Origin of the sequence: Serratia sp. Res13-Sevr-LER1-36-b (assembly GCF_015673035.1) — a bacterium.
Lineage (GTDB): Bacteria > Pseudomonadota > Gammaproteobacteria > Enterobacterales > Enterobacteriaceae > Chania > Chania fonticola_C.
The window spans coordinates 447,882-464,141 of sequence record NZ_JADACK010000020.1 but is presented as its reverse complement, the minus strand read 5'-3'; the positions used below and the strand labels follow the sequence as shown (position 1 = coordinate 464,141).

The window sequence follows — 16,260 nt, the reverse complement described above, 5'->3', positions numbered from 1 at the left end:
TTTTTATATTAGGCTGTATAAATCAAATCAGACTAATGATATTTGTATTTATAAGGGAGTGCAGATGCTCACTGAGAGCTTCTGGAATCCCTCTGCCAGTAATAAGCACCCCTGCTTCAATGTTTCTCTCCATTGCATACCCAGTTAGATTTGCGCTTGTAATAAAACAAGTGTGACCATCGGCAACAATTACTTTTGCATGCACACGACCTTCTGAAAAATCATCATTTTTATTATTCCAGGCGTAAATATGTGCCCCGGGTATAAGCGCCAGCATCTTACCGATTATATCAATGTTGATACTGCCACCATGCTCTTGTGAAGATTCCAGCAACATTGTAATGGTAACCCCACGTTTTATAGCTGTATTCAATGCATTCACAATACTCGACACGTCATAGGCAACAAAGCTGGTAATAAATAAAGACTGTTTTGCCGCATTGATTATTTGTAGCAACACTTGTTCTGTACGGCGAACAGATACAAAAGGTGTTGTTGGACCAGTCCATACAAGTTCAGTACTTTGCTCAGAGTTAACTTTAAAGTAAACATGGCTTGCTGCAAGAAGCATAGATGCTAGTTCATCTGAACTGACCATGGTGTTTTGCCATGCAATTGCTAGTTTCTCAATAGCGTTACTTGCCTTGGGAGTTCCTACTGCACCTGGCAGTACCAGCAGAGCCTTGCAGGCTTCAGTCCGTCGAATTCGGCCAGCGATCGCTTGTATCTTTTCAGGAGAAACCAGACAAACTAGCTCGGCAACAGCATCTAAGAGTTCATCCATGTTAAAAACCCTTAAAAAATGCAGCGTGAATACGCTCAAGTGTTGGTACTAATAGTGATCGATCCAAATAGCGATTGCCTTGCTCACAGGAGGTTTCTGCTACCAGAGTACATGCATGGCAGGCTGCGGCATGTAATGACCGATCTTTCTCCGGGTTATGTTCAGAACATAGTGGGTCAGAAGAACAGATCTTAGAACGATTTAATGCTTGTACCAACAGGCGACCAAGATTCTCTGGTTTACCAAGATCTACAAGACCACCCAGTGTGCCATCAGAATCAGCTGCTGCTGTGTAGATCAAAATACCAGCTTGTGGACTGCCGTTTGATGTATCAGCATAGATACGTTCGCGAATACTTGCTGCGTTGTATCCACATTCTAGGGCTAGTTCACGGATCAACAAATGAGATAGGGTATGCAGCATGGCATATCTGATACCTGGGTAATCTTCATTCGGATCGAGATTACGAGAGTTACGCCAACCGGTATGACCACCACGAAGCATCTCGTCCACTTGCTTGACGGCATCCAGTGATTCCCAAGCTATAAGAGCCTTTTCATTGAATTGGATGAAGATACCTTCCCCATGCACCTGGTTCGCTGGCACCCATTCAGGTTTATTGCGTGCCAAGCTAGCCATCTGAGGACGTTCATTTATCTCTCCGGATCCTTCTGGTGCCTCTACTCGAGTAAAACCAAGCAGAGCATTGACCTCACGTAGTCGCTCAAGTAGTAATACACGGCTGATGTACGGTATGAATTGTGCTGGTGTTCCGATCTTCTTACTCATGAAGTGTGGATAATCCGTGGGAGGGTTGGCCTCCGTCAGCACTTCCCATTCAGGACCTTTGATATCGGCTTCACCGACAAATTCGCTATCGCCACCAGAACGATGCATTTCGATGGCTGACCAGATGTCTGACACGCTATATTTGTCGATTCCAGGGAGACCACCAGTTAGCTTGAGTGTTTGCACAACGATGGGAACCATGACTTCAGCTGTAATTGCTTCAAATAACGGCCATCCGTCTTGAATCAACTGACTGAGAGGATTCTTTGATTGGGGTATGGCCAATGCAGAAAGTGTGATCGGAAACCAGCTGTTTGTGGCTCCTAACAGTACTGCCCGTGGTTCTTCACCGCAGTCAATATCGAATTGATCCAAATGTGGGTGTCGACCTCGGCAAGCTGGAAGATTTTCTTTACCTGCTTTGCCGAAGGCATGGGCCATGCTTCGTGACGCCTCACAGCTATCACACCGTACCCACAGGTTTTCGGTTTGTAAGGATGCACCACTCTCAAAGAAGCGCAGTGTCCCTTTGCATGTACTATTGCCACCATGGACAAAGTAGTGCCATGGAAAATCATCTAGGTGACCGTCACGACAGGCTAGCAGAAAACGTGCAGGAACGGCATCAGCATCCTTAGCTGGTAGATTCCCTTTAGAACCTGTACAACCTTTGTGAACAAAGCGAGTTCGTTCGGCTCTGAATCGATCCTCTTTGATCTCAAGCAGACCATCATCAAATGGCGATAGCAAGCCACACTTTACACAGCGCATCCAGCGGGGAAATGGTCGAACAGGTACACCTATGTTGGCCTCGGCTGACCAAGGGTCAACGAGCTCGCTTTTCTGAAAGGGTGGCATTCGCAAATTTTCGACTTGTGGACCTAATACCTTTCGCACAGCAGCAAGAAGCCGGGCCTCTTGAATTGGCTGGCAGCGCTCTCGCTCCCACCGGTCAATACCTAGTGTCACTACAGATAGGCTTGGTAGATCGATTAGCGCGCCAGGCCCATAAGTCCATAGCAACTGGCTAGGGCGTACTTCGCCGACTGGAGTTTTGTTATTGATGATCATATTCAATCCTCGTCTTTCGTTACAGGACGAGGTTTCCAATCGTGATCGTCCTTGATAAATTTGGTGTCCATAATCAGACGTACACCAGACTCAACTTCTCGCATTGACATAGGTACAGTCCAGTTGTCCCAAGCTTGAAGCCCAGGTGATTTGATCAACGCCACAGTCTTGTCTTTATCGGGACCTCTCTTTTCATATCCCAGAATTCGGCCGCCTTTACTGGCTTTTTTGGCCCATTCGTCGGCACGCTCTTTCAGTTCATTTTCAGCTAACAACTTACGTGCATTATCTTCTGCTACATTGCCTGCACGAGTCGCTAAAACTTCAATTGCATGAGTGAGTTCACTCTGGTTTGACATATCCAATTTACCCGCACCTTCATTCGGGCTGAACTCGTTATTCTTCAGACGCATAAGACTTAGTAATGACCCCGTCAAACCACGATCCATGGCACGTGGAGAGAATGGCGTTACCGATTGTGCCTCAACATGCTTGTAGAAGGTGGCGTGGTAATGTTCGAATGTTTCGTAGTGAGAGAGGTCACGCGGTCGGGCCCAGGTAAGTACGGTGCAGACTAGGCCAGGGAATGAACGTCCAACACGACTGGTAGCCTGAATATACTCGGCCGTTCCCTTAGGTTGTCCATTCACTGCCATCAGGCCGAGTCTATTCACATCGACTCCCACTGACAGCATATTGGTTGCTAGGACCACGTCAATAGCCCGAGTATCACCTTCCCGCCACTTCGTCACGTATTTACCTGCAGAGCTATCAAACTCGGCCTTAAACTTGACCTCAAGATTGTCGAGGTATTTTGGGATGTCCTGGCTAGATACACGAGAAGTCAATTCGCGAATGTTGTTGACACTACGTTGTGCCAATGCAGGCCGTTCCACCATGCTCATTTGCACGCGATAGGAACGTGTCTGCACATCATCTTCTGCCAATCGCTTCATCCCGCCTAGTTCACGTAGCGAGTTGAAGTAGCCGACCATAGTCATATAAGGATCAGCAGGTTCACCGAAGTGGTCAAATAGCTCCTGTGCCGCAGTTAAGAAAGCGGTATAGACTCGAATAAGCATTGCTGGGCGCGAGCTGCCGGGTGAGCAGACTCCCAGATAACGTCGGCCAAATTTATCCTTTATGTGGCGTTGAACTGAGAAGAAGTTGTCTTCCACATCTAGTCCATGTGGTGGGAATACCGAAACTTGGCGCATAAATACATTATTTACTTGCTCTTTGGCTTTGCGCACTGTTGCCGTTGAGGCAATGATTTTCGGTTTGACCGTTTTTCCGTTGAGCGTCCAGCTACACAGCTCATCGACGGCAGTTTCATACAAACCTACCATGGTACCCAGTGGCCCACTTATTAGGTGGAACTCATCCTGGATGATTAAATCAGGCGGTCGGATAGGGGGGATGGCCTTTACTTTAGCGGAAGGCTGTCCTTTGAATGCTTGGTGGTTTCCAGTGCAATTGGCCCCAGGCCAGAGTAAACCGTGCCGCTCACATTCTTTTTCAACTCGGCCAAAAAGAGTCCGCACTTGGCCACGCCATGCCATCATGGTGAACTTATCCACTGTGGCAATCATCATTGTCGGAGGACGATGGTAGATTTCTTCATCTACCACCAGTACTGGTATTCCAGGGTGTAGTTGCTTGCTGGACTTTCCCCTGGAAAATTCGCAGCGTCCTTTTTTGTCACCACAATAGATAAACGTTCGGCCGCCAGCTTTATCCTTTTTAACTTCGACATCTTGCCCAGGAATGATTTCGGTACCACACCATGGACAGCTGGTCAGTTGGACGGGTGAGGCTGTTCCCGCATTATAACTACCCGGGTTACGTGTTTTTTCGATAGCATTATGGCTATCTTCAGTCGTTCCCGGAGTCACTTTATTGCCGACCCATAGGCCAATAGTGAATGGCTCCGTTCCGAGGGATTTATCACCCTTATTTAGTGCCTCGCGTCGCAGCACTTCCATTGCACAAATAAGTGATGTAGCACGCTGGAACTGTTGCAGTGTCAGCAAACGAAGGGTGTAACGCATTATCACAGTCAAACCACGTGAGCTATCGTACCCGCCTAGATTGCCCTGCATACGTCGAATGGCCATGGTGAAGGCGGCTACACCCAGATAGGCTTCAGTCTTACCACCCCCGGTAGGAAACCACAGCAGGTCCGCATAAGCCTCAATAGGTTTGACTCGGTCTGGGTGACACGGATCCGCAAGGGATGGAATCGACAGCAACAGAAAAGCTAACTGGAATGGACGCCAGCTGCGGTTCTTAAGAACATCGAACTTATCTAGGGTAACGTCCTCGCCTCGGCGCATGGCAATTGCATACAAGCTGCGTATGCGTTGCGTGGCCATCGCTTGATTGGCGAAACGGAAGGCTGCCAGAGCATTGTCATTAGACTTAAGTGTATTGATACCTTCTTGCAGGCGGGTATGGATCTCCTGACAACGATCTATGGCCGCTTGGGCTTGGGTATCGAAGCCCTTGACCTTGCTGCTCACACTCAAGTTCTGTTCATCAATCCAGGTAGCGTAGTCATTAGTTAGCACACTTAAGGCATCAACTAATGGATCAGTGTCCAAAGTGGCTAGTCGTTGCATATCAAGCAGACCACTACTTACCATTTCTCGCATAGCTGGACGATCGGATAGCTCAAGCCCAGGAGTCTCAGTTGCCTGAACCTCGTACTGTGGCATCACTGTAGTACGCACTTCTGTAGCTAGTGTGACGTCATCCGCTATTTCTGCATGAACTGCAACTCCATGACCCACGGCGAACTCAACACGATCTCGGTAGATCATCTCAAGTGCTTCGCGCTCTGGGTCCATACCATCTGCATCTAGTACCGGTCTGCGCCTGAAAATGGCAGGCTTGGCAGCATCTTTCGCTGCTCGAACGATCAGCTCTGGTTGAAACACCCATGCTGTATCACGGTTTGTATCCGGTTCTTCCTGCGCATTAACGAGGAAGAGTGTAATCAGCCGATCACCATTGTCATTTTTGGCTCGAATAGAGCCCTGCACTCTAACTTCCGGGGAGGCACTATCCGGAGCATTGTGTGAAATCGAGCCCTCGATCAGGGGGAGTACGATCTTGCCACCACAAGGAATGCGTTTCCAAACCTTAGCTTTTTGCCCATTGGACTTAAAGAATTGATGTTCATCATTTGGCACACGCTCATATCGCCCCCAACACGTTTCGATCTCGATCCGATCGACGTCGCCATCCACGCAGAAAGTCATGCCGAGGCTACTGGGCACCAATGACTGATTGCTGGCTGCATCAATCTCTTCTGCCGTATCGGTTTCGCCGCTGCCAAGGACTGAGGGAGAGTTCACCTTTGCAGTCTTCGCTTTGACGATCAGGTCTGGCTCTTCATCTTCAATATCTTCAGCATCAACAGGAAACTCCTGCCCTCTTTCGGCTGCTTCACGTGGGGCTAGCTTGCCAACTAGGTAGCGGTCGCGTACACCCATATCGACGATGAGCTCATTAGGGCCACCAGCAGGGCCAAGTAAGTCGTCCATCACAGCCAATTGCAGCAGTTCGCGGATATAGGTTTGATCCCCGATTTTTGGTATTTCAGCAATATTCGTATTCAGTGCATTTGGGAGCATTTCAATGAATTCTTTCCATTGAATACGACCAGAACTTCCTTTTGCTGGTAGTGTGAGTGAGGTCATACCAACCGAAATAGATGGCTTGACGTGCAACATGCGATCGAAAAACAGCGTAGTACTTTCAAGATCGGAACGAATACGCAGAATGCGTCCGATTCGCGTGATATGGCCTGAGGTATCTAGAATCACGACCCAATCGTCATTTGAGATGCCTTGATTGAGTTCTCGCTCGCCTTTTAAGCGCTGCGTATAGAGGGCTAAGGTTGGATCTTTCACTTGGGCACGGTCAATCGCGAACCATGCATTAGGTGATCTGGTTGGTTTATCATTTATCATTATTTCCCTCCATACCGCTCTAGACGAAATTTTGAGCCGTGACAACAAGATCAACGGTGGTTGCGTTGATCATTAATGAACTACCTTTCTCAAACTCAAACTTAGTTTGAAATTAATGTTGGGGATTATTTTCGTGGCGTGCTTAATCTCTTAGCTTTAGCCGCTTTTACATGCAAGCCAGCAGCAAGTTCTTCCTGATAGCGCAGACGATTCAGTTCTGACAATCGTTGTAGCACTTCGACACGAGCAGCCTCTGAGATAGTGAAACGAACTCCCTGCTTGGTTTCCCTGAATTCGTGATTCAGCGAAATATCTCCCCATCCATATGCGTCCAAAACAGTCACATCTAGTCTGACGTGCATATCTCGCAAGCCAATAATATCTTGATCAATGCACGCCGGGTCGTGCAACTCTCCATAGATAGGGGTAAGGCCAGAGACCCTACGATCCATAAGATTGCGGCGATAGGCCCAAAAGGCGTTCGCAAAGGAATCCAATGATTCGCTGCCCTGCGGAAATGGAAAGGTTTCGAAGCATCTGGATGGCGTATATCTAAACCTCGTGACCAGACTGCTGGCTTCAATTGAGGCCCACGCTTCATGAATTGTGCTTGAAAGCACTGCGAAACGCCAAGGCTGATCTGACGTAACTATTACTAGAGCATTTGTGAATACCGGCCCCGGTGTAACAAAATCCCAGAACCAATATTCCCCTGTAAATAATCGCGCGACTGCCTTTTCTAGGCCTTGCAGTCGGCTATAAAGACCCTTCGCGATCTCGCCAAACCTCCAATATCTCTCTCGCCTAGCCGCTCGATTATCTTTTGCCCTCTCCGGTTTAACCCATTGTTCGATAATTGAGAACGGAATGCGGTGGCTTCGCGCTTCGGCTTCACCCATGTCACCGAAATCAATCACCCATCTTCCAGGTGACTGCGCAGCTGATGAAGAGAAGTCCTTCCCGTTCATCAGTTGTTTGATAATGTGTGCATCCGGTGGCGAGCATAGCATTTTCCTTGCTTCTGCCTCGGAAACGATGAACCCGTCTCCGAGCAATTCGGAACCCTTGTAGCAAATTCCAGTATTGCTGAACAATGAATGCATGCTAATTTCATCTCCAGCAGCTTCCAAAGATGCGCTTATGTTTACAACTTCCGTATTATTTAAAAGAACTTTCCCTGACCAAATTCCTTTTCTGCCAAAGAACATGGCTACAGAGAGAGCTGCTTTTCCGGGCCACGCTAGAGGATTTGTGGCTTTGTACAGACGAATCTGCGAGCTATTTATTAACCACTTCAGCCCTGATTCCTTGTTATCGCCTTCCGCTATGCTCTTGGTTGTTACAAGTCCTACTGTACCGTTAGGGCGACAGGCAACTAAGAACCGGTGGAGAAAATGGACTGCGAGGTCTGCCGTCCCCTTCACCTTAATGTTGGTAAGCAGCAAATAGCGGAGATACGCAATTCCGTTGTCCGTTGATATTCGTGAACCGTGGCGATAGGGTGGGTTTCCCAGCACCGCATCAAAGCCGCCGTGTGAGTCTGCGAGGACTTCTGGAAACTCCAGAGGCCAATGAAACGGCCGACGAGCAGATTTGCCGATGGGCAGATCCGTCGTGAACGCGTCGATCGATCTCCTGCGCACCAAGGAGAGTACGTCCCGGTCTTCGTCTATGACCTGTCCGGCTTTGATGGTCAGCGAATCCAGCGCGTTTTCCAGCGCAACACCACCTCCTGATATGAAGACTTCCCCAATGAGCGCATCGGCAATACATTTCGACACTTCAAGCTTGCGGCGCGCCTCTGCATCCAGATGCGCCATGGCTTCCACGTCGTGTATATCCCGGATCGGCATATCGCGCAGTCTCTGGCGCAATTCAATTGCTTCCCGAACTGCTTTTTCGATGTCTTGGCCGAACAGGCGTAATTGCCCCTTGGCCGAAGGTTTCATCGTAAGCTGGGTCAGCTGATCCAGCCGATGGATACCGAGCAGGCTATCACCGCAGCGTAAGCTATGGTCGAGGAAGCCAAACGGGCGGCCCTTGGCCAGCGTCACCAGCCAGATGGAGAGCTTGGCCAGTTCTACCGCTAGTGGATTCAGGTCGACGCCGTACAGGCAACGTTCGGCAATCAGGCGACGAGCTATGACAATGCGTGCATCCATATCGCGTGGTAACTGCTCACAGGTGCCCAAGGCATCCAAGACAACACCATCCACGCTCACCGCCTTTCCGTTGGCTTCGGCCAGCGACCAGGCTTCATTGAGACGATCGGCCAGCCAACGGCAGGCCTGTACCAGGAAGGCGCCCGAGCCCATGGCTGGGTCGCAGATTTTGAGATCGAGTAGTTCGGCGGGGGATTTAAGTCGCCACTCTTCTTGAGGCGTACCGTCTGCCGGGCCGATATAAGCTACCGGCGTCAGCGTCTCAGTAACGATGGTTTCGGTAAGGGACTTGGGCGTGTAGTGAGTACCTGTTTCGCGTCGGTTGGAACCGCTTGTGACGATGAAGGCACCAGCGGAGTAGACTAGCGGATAACCCCAAGGGTCAGTGCGCAGCAGATGGGCGTAAGGTTTTATACGGTCACGTAACTGGATGTCACCTTGGCAGGTAGTGAGTAGGCGATCAGCCAAGGTGTCATCAACAGCTTTGGCCAGATCTTTGCGCACCCGGCTGATAGAACTGCCGGAGCGTTCTTGCAGCAACTCAACTAGCTTCTCAGTACTGTTCATGCTTGCTGAATCTAGCTCGGCTAGATTGACCCATGGATACTGTGATTTCTTGGTGGCATCCAGTTCCAGTGTGACTTCATTGGTACGCCTTACGGTACGTTCCAGCAGACCTTCATACACGTAACCGATTTGTTCGACGTCCAGTGCGCGATATGAGAGTGTTCGGCCCTGGAATTGCTGGATGGCCTCTAGCAACAACAGAACTGTGCGGTTATCAATCGGCAGTGGCTTGGCTGTATCTGTCCGCCAACTGGAACCTTTAGCCCGTCCTTCCAGAAAAGGAAAATGATCAGGATCGAACAGTGAGCTACCCAGTGCAGGCAGACGAAGACTTTCATGTTCCACCCCGCAGAAAACAGCACGGAAGACCGCCAGCAGGCGCGACCAGGCGTCCCAGCGCCGTTCTAGGATTTCTTCGGGTACCTTGCGTAACTGCATACGTAAGGTGGAAAGTGCATAGTTGGCTTCGTATCGTTCATCGCCCAAAAGAAGCAGGCCGCGCTCCTCTGCCGAGAGCAGAAACACCAAGCGCATCATCACTGTCAGAGCCGCTTCATAGAGTTCGGATTCTTTTACGTTGTAAAGTAGTTCACGATTGCGATCCTGATCAGCTTTATCAAGGGACTGGATTAATACTTCTACAGCGCGACGTACTTGTTCTCCCAGTGCATCGGTTACTTCATCCTGATATTTCAGAGAACTGTCGAACAATGCGGGTAGTTGTTCGGATTCATCGACGAAGAAACGGCGGATGCCAAGTAGATGCACGAAGGCCTGTAGAGTGATGGGTTCCTGGTTCCAAAGTCGGGCATACCAGCTAGCGAAACTGGTGACTGCACCCACAGGAGCATCCACCAGCATCCAGCGTTCACCATTGGTCACCAAGCCAAGTCGACAGCCTAAGGAACGGCACAGCTGAACCATACGGTCTGCGGGTGTAGCGACCCATCCGTTCATCTTCAGCGTTGCGTCAAGATCGATGTCTTGTGCATAGGTATGAATGAGCATCAAAGGTTTGTTCGCGCACTGCTCGTCGACAATTGCTAGATTAGGTGACAGAGCTACACCATGGTCAGAAAGAACAGTGTTCAGGTTGGCGGTGCACCAATCTGTGCCCTTCAGGACATCGCCTTTACCGTCCTCATCGAACTCAAGGCCACGTGAAAGAACTTCTTCGATCCACGCGAAATGCAATTCATTGAACTGAGAATCTTCTTGTTCCAGTGCTTCTCGCCACTCATCGTAAGCTTGGCGCAGTCGTTTGCGTTTGGCGGTGTCTAGATCTTCCAGCCCCTGCGGGAATGCATCTGTTAGTACAGGTATGGCAAGGAAGGGGCCTGAAATGTCGATTAGCGAGAGCCAATCATCGTGTACGCTGGCCATACTCATGCTTCCCCCCTCTGAACAGTAGATTCAGGTACTAGGAAGGTAACAGCAACAGGAAAAGTACGATCGTCGAGTTTAGCGTAGCGAGTTTCGATGGCTTGGATCTCCTGTTCACGCTCTTCAGGAATACGTGAAAGGCGAGCTTTCAGAGCTGCGGTGTCACGTTTGAGCTGGGTTCGTTCATCCTCTAAGAACAGTGAAAATTGCTCAGGTTGTTGATCTTTTTTTAATTCGATACAGATGGTTTTTTCAAGTTCATCAAGCACTGTGCTAATGTCCGTCAATTCTCGATTCTTACTGAGCTGAAGGGTACTAGCCAAATCTTTGAGCCGGTCTTTTGACCTAGCGTTCACTGACTGTAGAATAGCGTGTTGTGCACGGTCAAAACGAATACGGATGTCATCAAATAGTGAGTCAGAAGCTGTCATTGGCTTACTATTATCTAGCCATAGCTGAACTTTATTGACCCCTTCTTCACGGCGGAAGGATTTATCCCCAAGATAACCTCCAGCTGTTGTCAACTCTTCGTGGAGGCGATGGTAATTGCCTCCGGTGATGACCAGCCTTGAACTAACTACTACGGCAGGGCCATCAATTAGTGTGTCGGGCACCGAACGTACAGTAACACGATGCAACTTCTTCACGTCATCGCGAGCCCATACTTCTGCTCGTAACAGACGTAGACACATCTGTACCAGTCGATGATTCAAATGAACGAGTACGACATCGTCACGTCCTCTCGCCACGGTATGGTCAAAGGTGATAGGGCGAGTTTGTAGAGTATAGGGATGGCGTAGCCCCTCCAGGCAACGAGCCCAGGATCCTGACAATGCTGGCATTTTGAATGTTGAACCAGCTGGATCATCCGGAAGAGCAAACGGTTCCAAATGCGGTCGGCCTGCCAAAGAAAGTCCCGTATTTACAGCCATGAGGATATGTTCTGGCGTGAGATGGAAATCGTTTTGAGTGGATAGTAGCCGGTCATGTAACCGGGCTATCCGCTCTTTCAGTTCACGATCGGCGCTTACGAATCGTTTAGTTTTGGCAATCCGAGCTTCTGCAATACGAGTATCAAAATCCCTGATAGATCCTTCAATCAGCTTCGACATCTGTGGCGCGATAACCGGATTGACACTACCCATGTCTGATCGCATAGATTCGAGCTTACGTAGAGCTCGGATGATGTCCCCACTATGGCCTCCAATGCTAGCTTGGCTATTTTCATCGCCATCGACAGGATGCCAGATCAACACCTCTTTCTGGCGTTGACCATGACGGTCAATACGACCATTGCGCTGCTCCATCACATTGGGATTGTAGGGGATCTCAAGATGGATTAAGCAGTTACAGTGGTTCTGCAGATCGATACCTTCAGATGCTGCATCGGTAGCAAGAAGAATACGAACGGCAGAGTCTTTGGGAGCGGTCTGGAAGGCTGCTTTTACTTTCTCACGTTCGTCCTGCGCTATACCACCATGGAGGATCGCGAGGCGCTCCCCACCAAATCCATGGCTGGCTAGGATCTCGTGTATCCACTGGAGGGTAGTGCGATATTCAGTGAACAGAATTACCCGATGTTCATTCCAATGACCGTTTGTTTTCAGATTGGTATCAAGCCAGCTGAGCACGGCTTTAGCTTTGGAATCGACTTGGTTTCTGGCTATCTGTGCCCATTTACGTAGTTCACTCAGCATTTGTTGCTGGTCGGTCGTGAGCGGCTGAGCTCGACATGAAGCTTCTTCAACAGCCTCAGATTGCGCGTTCTCTACCTCTTGGTCGTTAGCGTAATCTTCATCAACACGAAGAATAGCTTTGCGCAAGATGCGGTCGTCCATCGGACTATTATCACTACGCAGGTTTCCATAAGTCAGACTAGCGATGTGTTTTTCAAGTGTTGATGCGAAGGCCGCAGGGGAGGAAAAGAGCCGTTTTTTTAGTAGCTGATTCACGAAAGCAGTTCCGAATGTGCTACCGGTTTTCTCTGCACCTAGTTCTCGGCTCTTGCAGTAGTCATTGAGTTTTGAGTGAATTTCGCGTTCTTTGGCAGTGTATAAAATCGGTAAGACTTCAAGCTTACGTTGGGCGTAAAGTACATTGCCGTTAGCATCGACGAGATCGCTCTTGAGGCGACGAATCATTACTTGATTGAGCTGCTTATCGTCGGGAAGTATATTTCTAGCGAAACGTTGGTCATCCAGAAGTTCGAGAAGTGAGGTGAAGGATTCGGTATAGCCATTATGTGGCGTAGCGGTCAGAAATAACCTGTGCTGGAAGTGAGGACTGATTGAACGGATGAAGCGCGTTCTCTGACTCTCTAATGCGTAGTTTGCCCCAGCAGCCGGTGCGATATTATGTGCTTCGTCAATGACCAATAGATCGAACTTGCGTGGGTAGCTGTTATACAAGGGCAACACATCGCGCATAGCTCTCAAGCCTTCGCCACTTTTGGCCCAATCCATGGATGTGATCAGTCGAGAATGCGATGTCCACGGGTTGGCATGGATCCCGCGTTCTCGGCGTAATTGCTTGATGTAGCGAGTGTCGACGATTTGAAATTCCAGTCCAAACTTTTCCTGCATCTCCATTCGCCACTTTTCCTGTAGCGACGCAGGGCAGATAATCAGGACTGTACGGGCTCGATGTCGAAGCAGCATTTCCTGAATGATTAATCCAGCCTCAATAGTCTTACCTAAACCGACATCATCGGCTATGAGGAGATTGACACGGGCCATATCAATTGCACGCACCAACGGATCGAGTTGGAAGTCTTCTATACTAACGCCACTGCGAAATGGGGCCTGCAGGAAGCCTCGGTTAGCATTAGTGGCAGCTCCCCAGCGCACTGCGTCAAGGAAAGCATTAAGAGTGCTGGAGTCGTCTTGCCCACTGATTGTGGGCAGCCCAGCTCGCTCAATAATCTGGGCACCTACCTCAATTTCCCAAATAACCTCAAGTTCTTCCCCCAAACCATCTTCATCAATAGATGACAAAGTTACTGCGTGCTGTTGAGCTGAGGCAGGTAACAATTGAGATGAAGTAACTTCCACAACAATCCATTGACGCCGACGGACCTCAACCAACTGACCGGGTTCTGGAATAGTTCGCTGTACTCGGATATCAGGTGTATTAGAAATTTCCATATTGTTTCCAGACTCTAATTCATATAACCCAATGATTAGTAAAGATTTGTCATCCAGCAGTGACCATATTCACATTTGCAAGATGTGAATTAATACTGCGTGCAATTGCTCGGCCAAGTTCAACAGGGACTGCATTCCCGATTAAGCGCCCTAGAATCCTTAAACTTACTGGCCCATCATGGGGAATAAATGCATAGTTACGGGGAAAACTCTGAAGAATTGCCGCTTCTCTCAGGGAGATTGCGCGGTTCTGTTCAGGATGCCCAAATCGACCATTTCCAAAACCATAGCACTGCGTTGTCATGGTTGGTGCTGGTTTGTCCCATTCCATACGGCCATAAACACTAGCGTAAGTTCTGCCACTTTCTGTTCGATGACAATCGGCAACAAGATGTTCTGGCCAGTCACGCCAGGTTCCTCCTGGTTTTGAGGCCTTAATACGCTCCAGATTCTTATCTGACAATGTGGAGGTAACATGCAGCTTATCTCCTGGAGCGGCTTCACCAGCATTTAATGCGCGCAGATGGCCTATAGCTTCTCTTACTGTTTTGGGTTTTGTACACGTTGGAGAAGACATTTTTATCTCGCCATGGAGTGATGCCAATAAAACCATTCTCTTACGTGTTTGTGGGACACCGAAATGAGTGCAATCAACAATGCTAAACCATACGCTGTAGCCAATACACTTCAATGCCTCGACGAAGTCGTGGAACACTTGGTGTTTAGCCACAGTAGGAACATTTTCCATCGTGATCACGTCTGGGCGAGTACCTTCTGCTAGGCGTGCAAACTCATACAGGAGCCCCCATTTACCATCCTTACCATCCGATTCATAACGTTGTGTATAGGTAGAAAATGGTTGACAAGGCGCACAGCCAGCGAGAATTTTGATGTCAGCATCGCCAAACAATGCATCTAATTCGGTTGTTGTTACTTTGCTTATATCCCGTTCTATAAATTTGGCATTGTTGTTTGATTCATAAGGAAATTTGCAGGCCGGATCCATGTCAATTCCTGCAACTACAGGTAAGCCTTCAAGTACAAGGCCATGCGTTAATCCACCTGCACCACAAAACAAATCGACACAAGATACTTTCTTCATTTAACTCTTCTCATCTTTTCAAAGACTTAGAGATACCCATAAATTAATTACTACAAGAGTATCAAGATCTTATTTCCACTTCATTAGTATTTGCACAACGTCCAAGATGCAGCCATTTGCGAGCGCCTTTAGCTTACAACTTCCATGATGAAATATTTTATGTATAAAAATACAGCATTTTGGGGCTGCACATAAATGGTGATTTTGCTGTTACCAGAGTCTTCAATGATTCATTCAACCGATGACCAGCGATCTAGACTGAAAAGCCCCATACCAGAAGTTGTTTGCTTATATGATCTCATGAACAGCTTGTGGGGTAAATGAATACTGGATACCGGTTTGGTGCCTAGTCGTGGACGTTGTGGATCCAGAACGTTACCTCAGCTATGTCCTTGATGTCATAGCAGACTGGCCGGTCAACCGGGTCAGCGAGCTGCTACCGTGGCGCGTCACACTGCCAACTGAATAACATATCCCCGTCAATACGGCTCACGCTGTACGCTTACTGGTATTGTCTTCGCCGCAGGTAGTTACGCGAATACAAACATGCTATTTTAATAAGTGTTATTAACTTTTATTAAAAGGTGACGCTCATGAGACAACTCGCGAAACAGACGATCAGCGCTCAGATCCCTGCAGAGCTTGCTGCGGCGGTTGAAAACCTGGCTATTGAACTGGACAGATCCAAAAGCTGGGTGATTAAAGAAGCGTTGACCGCCATGATTGAAGAGAGAGAACGGCGGCATCAGCAGATTTTGAAAGGGCTTGCTGATGTCGATGCGGGAAGGGTGGTTAGCCATGCGGATGTGGTTGACTTCGCTAACAAACTGAAAAAATCGTAACCCATGGAAATACAGTGGACCCAAAAGGCCCAGGATGATCTGGAGCGTATTTATAGGTTTGCCTGTCAGTACAGTCGGCAACATGCTGACAACGTATTAGAACGTTTGATCATAGGAACCTCAGGGCTCGCCGAACATCCAAGAATCGGTGTATCTCAGACAAGATATGAACCACGAGAAGTGAGAAAAATCTTGTTTGATGATTATGACGTTCACTATGAAATTCAGCGCGATACTATTTATATTGTTGACCTTTGGCATACCCGAGAGGATCGCTGAAGTTTGTCATCTTCCAGGTAACCTTTGCCCCGATTCGAGTCCCAAAATCAACGATTTAATGTGTTGGTATTGATGTTGGTACATTATCTAAATGTTATTTTTTATTGTTTTTAAATCAAAGGATTAATCATTATGTGCGAGTCCGGCCTTCGCACCATTA

General features: G+C 48.5%; 8 protein-coding genes and 1 pseudogene. 3 read left to right on the top strand and 6 right to left on the bottom strand.

The annotated features are described in order from the left end of the window. Positions 1 to 22: 22 nt before the first annotated feature. The 6 genes from drmC to IMQ33_RS16200 all read right to left on the bottom strand — a co-directional run bounded on the left by drmC (position 23) and on the right by IMQ33_RS16200 (position 14,979). Complete coding sequence (gene drmC / locus IMQ33_RS16225) at positions 23 to 784, bottom strand: DISARM system phospholipase D-like protein DrmC (protein ID WP_196062162.1); 762 nt, start codon at positions 782 to 784, stop codon at positions 23 to 25. Between the two features lies 1 nt (position 785). Further along, a complete protein-coding gene (gene drmB, locus IMQ33_RS16220; protein ID WP_196062163.1) occupies positions 786 to 2,645 on the bottom strand; it encodes a DUF1998 domain-containing protein in 1,860 nt (619 codons plus the stop codon). 2 nt (positions 2,646 to 2,647) lie between these two features. Beyond that, entirely contained in the window at positions 2,648 to 6,622 is a 3,975-nt protein-coding gene (drmA, locus tag IMQ33_RS16215; protein WP_196062164.1) for a DISARM system helicase DrmA, read from the bottom strand. Between the two features lie 125 nt (positions 6,623 to 6,747). Continuing rightward, entirely contained in the window at positions 6,748 to 10,740 is a 3,993-nt protein-coding gene (locus IMQ33_RS16210; protein WP_196062165.1) for a type IIL restriction-modification enzyme MmeI, read from the bottom strand. After that, positions 10,737 to 13,877 (bottom strand): DISARM system SNF2-like helicase DrmD, encoded by a 3,141-nt coding sequence (gene drmD / locus IMQ33_RS16205; RefSeq protein ID WP_196062166.1) that lies wholly within the window; start codon positions 13,875 to 13,877, stop codon positions 10,737 to 10,739. Before drmD ends, IMQ33_RS16210 begins: the two co-directional genes overlap by 4 nt. A gap of 49 nt (positions 13,878 to 13,926) precedes the next feature. Continuing rightward, positions 13,927 to 14,979 carry a DNA cytosine methyltransferase gene (locus IMQ33_RS16200; protein ID WP_196062167.1) on the bottom strand — a complete coding sequence of 351 codons (1,053 nt, stop codon included), beginning with the start codon at positions 14,977 to 14,979 and terminating at the stop codon, positions 13,927 to 13,929. A 361-nt stretch (positions 14,980 to 15,340) separates the two neighbouring features. On the opposite strand from IMQ33_RS16200, the pseudogene IMQ33_RS16195 reads away from it, so the two are divergent. The 3 genes and pseudogenes from IMQ33_RS16195 to IMQ33_RS16185 form a co-directional block, all read left to right on the top strand. Next, positions 15,341 to 15,448: pseudogene (locus tag IMQ33_RS16195) on the top strand (transposase domain-containing protein); the annotation flags it as partial. Positions 15,449 to 15,572: 124 nt separating this feature from the next. Then, a complete protein-coding gene (locus IMQ33_RS16190; RefSeq protein ID WP_004155191.1) occupies positions 15,573 to 15,821 on the top strand; it encodes a CopG family ribbon-helix-helix protein in 249 nt (82 codons plus the stop codon). Positions 15,822 to 15,824: 3 nt separating this feature from the next. Continuing rightward, positions 15,825 to 16,100, top strand: a complete 276-nt coding sequence (locus IMQ33_RS16185) for a type II toxin-antitoxin system RelE/ParE family toxin (RefSeq protein ID WP_196062168.1) — start codon at positions 15,825 to 15,827, stop codon at positions 16,098 to 16,100. The last annotated feature ends 160 nt before the right edge of the window (positions 16,101 to 16,260 follow it).

Coding starts and splice junctions, on each gene's coding strand:
- drmA (WP_196062164.1), bottom strand. CDS start 6,622: ATGATAAATGATAAACCAACCAGATCACCTAATGCATGGTTCGCGATT.
- drmC (WP_196062162.1), bottom strand. CDS start 784: ATGGATGAACTCTTAGATGCTGTTGCCGAGCTAGTTTGTCTGGTTTCT.
- drmB (WP_196062163.1), bottom strand. CDS start 2,645: ATGATCATCAATAACAAAACTCCAGTCGGCGAAGTACGCCCTAGCCAG.
- IMQ33_RS16190 (WP_004155191.1), top strand. CDS start 15,573: ATGAGACAACTCGCGAAACAGACGATCAGCGCTCAGATCCCTGCAGAG.
- drmD (WP_196062166.1), bottom strand. CDS start 13,877: ATGGAAATTTCTAATACACCTGATATCCGAGTACAGCGAACTATTCCA.
- IMQ33_RS16185 (WP_196062168.1), top strand. CDS start 15,825: ATGGAAATACAGTGGACCCAAAAGGCCCAGGATGATCTGGAGCGTATT.
- IMQ33_RS16210 (WP_196062165.1), bottom strand. CDS start 10,740: ATGAGTATGGCCAGCGTACACGATGATTGGCTCTCGCTAATCGACATT.
- IMQ33_RS16200 (WP_196062167.1), bottom strand. CDS start 14,979: ATGAAGAAAGTATCTTGTGTCGATTTGTTTTGTGGTGCAGGTGGATTA.